The sequence below is a fragment of the Rhodococcus sp. P14 genome (genome assembly GCF_000256505.1).
GTDB lineage: Bacteria > Actinomycetota > Actinomycetes > Mycobacteriales > Mycobacteriaceae > Rhodococcus > Rhodococcus ruber.
This window is the reverse complement of record NZ_AJFC01000343.1, coordinates 1-2911: the sequence shown is the minus strand read 5'-3', so window position 1 is coordinate 2911 and position 2911 is coordinate 1. Positions and strand designations below refer to the sequence as shown.

Sequence of the window (2911 nt, the reverse complement as noted above, 5' to 3'; positions counted from 1 at the left end):
GGGGGGGGCCCGCCTGCCGTAGGTGCCGAGACCGAACGGGGTGTTGTCGGTGTCGCCGTGCACGACGTCGATGTCCTCGGGTGGGATGCCGAGTTCCTCGGCGACGATCTGCGCGAACGTCGTCTCGTGCCCCTGGCCCTGGGTCTGCACGGACAGCCGCACCACCGCCTTGCCGGTGGGGTGCACGCGCAGCTCGCAGCCGTCGGCCATGCCGAGACCGAGGATGTCCATGTCCTTGCGGGGGCCGGCACCGACGGCCTCGGTGAAGAACGCCACGCCGATGCCCATCAGTTCGCCCCGCGCGCGGCGCTCGGCCTGCTCGCGGCGCAACTCCTCGTACCCGACCATCTCCGCCGCCTTGCGCAGGGTGGTCGCGTAGTCGCCGGAGTCGTACTTCCATCCGGTCTTGCTGGTGTACGGAAACTGTTCGGGCCGCAGCAGGTTCTGCAGCCGCAGCTGCACCGGATCGAGCTCGAGATCGTAGGCCAGGCAGTCCACGAGCCGCTCGACGAGGTAGACGGCCTCGGTGATGCGGAACGAGCACGCGTAGGCCACGCCGCCGGGCGCCTTGTTGGTGTAGACGGCGGTCATGTGGCAGTAGGCGGCCTCGATGTCGTAGCTGCCGGTGAACACCCCGAAGAAGCCGGCCGGGTACTTCACCGGGGCGGCGGTGCCGTTGAACGCGCCGTGGTCCGCGAGGACCTGGGTGCGGATCGCGAGGATCTTCCCCTCGCGGGTCGCTGCGATCTCACCGACCATCACGTAGTCGCGGGCGAAGCCGGTGCTCACCAGGTTCTCGCTGCGGTCCTCCATCCACTTGACCGGCTTGCCCGTGACGAGGGACGCGACGATCGCGCAGACGTACCCGGGATAGATGGGCACCTTGTTGCCGAACCCGCCGCCGATGTCCGGGGCGATCACCCGGATCTTGTGTTCGGGCAGACCCGCGACGAGGGCGTAGAGGGTGCGGTGGGCGTGCGGCGCCTGGCTCGTCGACCACAGCGTGAGCTTGCCGGTGATCCGGTCGTAGTCGGCCACGGCACCGCAGGTTTCCATCGGCGCCGGGTGCACCCGGGGATAGACCATCTCCTGCCGGGTGATCACGTCGGCCTTCGCGAACGCGGCTTCGGTGGCGGCGGCGTCCCCGGTCTCCCAGTCGAAGCAGTGGTTGTCGGTCTTGCCCTCGAGGTCGGTGCGGATCACCGGGGCCTCAGGTGCGAGGGCACGACGGACGTCGACGACCGGATCGAGGATGTCGTACTCGACGTCGATGAGTTCGAGGGCGTCGCGGGCGGAGTACCGGTCCTCGGCGACGACGAAGGCGACCTCCTGGCCCTGGAAGCGGACCTTGTCGGTGGCGAGGACGGCCTGGACGTCGTTGGACAGGGTCGGCATCCAGGCCAGGCCCTTGTCCGCGAGGTCGGCGCCGGTGACGACGGCCCGCACCTTCGGGTGGGCCTGCGCGGCGCTGGTGTCGATGCCGAGGATCTTCGCGTGCGCGACCGGGGAGCGCAGGATCGCCAGGTGCAGCATGCCGGGTAGTTGCACGTCGTCGACGAAGCGGCCGTGGCCGCGGATGAATCGCGGGTCCTCCTTGCGCAGCATGCGGCCGTGGCCGCACGGCTTCTCGTCGTTGTCGACGGTGTCGAGCAGCTCGGGGGTCGGGTCGACGGCGGTCATGACGGCGCCTTCTCGGTGGCGGGGTGTTCGGCGGCCCAGCGGACGGACCGCACGATGGTGGTGTAGCCGGTACAGCGGCAGATCTGCCCGGAGATCGCCTCGCGGATGGTCTGCTCGTCGGGGTCCGGGTTGCGGTCGAGCAGGGCGCGGGCGGTGATCATCATGCCGGGGGTGCAGAAGCCGCACTGCAGCCCGTGGCAGCGCATGAAGCCCTCCTGGACGGGGTCGAGCACGCCGTCGCGCTCGAGTCCCTCGACGGTGCGCACGTCGTGGCCGCTCGCCATGGCGGCGAGCATGGTGCACGACTTGACGGGCTCGCCGTCGACCGCGACGACGCAGGTGCCGCAGTTGCTGGTGTCGCAGCCCCAGTGCGTGCCGGTCAGGCCGAGGTGATCGCGCAGGAAGTGGACGAGCAGCAGCCGCGGTTCCACCTCGGCACTGACCTCGTCTCCGTTGACGGTCATCGAAACACGCATCGGGTCAACCCCTTTCGGAGGTGGTGAGCCGCTCGACGGCGCGGCGCAGGGTCCGCACCGTGAGCTCCGCGGCGAGGTGGCGTTTGTAGTCGACGGTGCCGCGCTGGTCCGCGACCGGGTCGCTCGCGGCGGCGGCGAGTTCGCCGGCCTCGCGGTAGAGGTCCTCGGACGGCGCCGCGCCGCGCAGCCGGTCGGAGATGCCGGCCAGGGCCTGCGCGTCCGCCCGGACCGCGGTGAGGCCGACGCGCGCGTCGTCGATGGCGCCGTCGCTCATCCACACCGCCGCGCCGGCGGCGGCGATCGCCCAGTCCCCCGTTCGTCGCTCGACCTTGGCGTAGGCGCTCGACCCGCGGCCCCGTCGCGGCAGCCGGACCTCGACGAGCAGTTCGTTGGCGGCGGCGGTCGTCTCGTAGGGGCCCAGGTGGAACTCCTCCATCGTCAGCGTCCGGCTGCCGCGCGGACCGCGCAGCACGACCGATGCGTCGAGGACCTGGCACACGGTGGACAGGTCCTCGGCGGGGTCGGCCTGGCACAGCGACCCGCCGATCGTGCCGCGGTTGCGCACCACGGGGTCGGCGATGACGCGTTCGGCGTCGCGGAAGATCGGGAAGATCTCGGCGAGCGCCTCGTTTTCGAGGAGTTCGCGGTGCCGCGCCAGCGCGCCGATCCGCACGACGTCGGGCTCGACGGCGATGTAGCCGAGCTCGCCGGCCAGGTCGTTGATGTCGATCAGACACTCGGGGCCGGCGAGCCGC

General features: G+C 71.0%; 3 protein-coding genes. All 3 read right to left on the bottom strand.

Features of this window, described 5'->3' with window-relative positions; all coding sequences use genetic code 11:
- The coding region (locus OEY_RS0124495) for an aerobic carbon-monoxide dehydrogenase large subunit (protein WP_010596382.1) at window positions 1-1680 on the bottom strand (1680 nt) is incomplete at its 3' end.
- Window positions 1677-2156, bottom strand: a complete 480-nt coding sequence (locus OEY_RS0124490) for a (2Fe-2S)-binding protein (protein ID WP_003936856.1) — start codon at window positions 2154-2156, stop codon at window positions 1677-1679. The genes OEY_RS0124490 and OEY_RS0124495, both read right to left, overlap by 4 nt.
- A 4-nt stretch (window positions 2157-2160) precedes the next feature.
- Window positions 2161-2911: FAD binding domain-containing protein (locus tag OEY_RS0124485; protein WP_010596381.1), on the bottom strand; the 751-nt coding region annotated here is incomplete at its 5' end.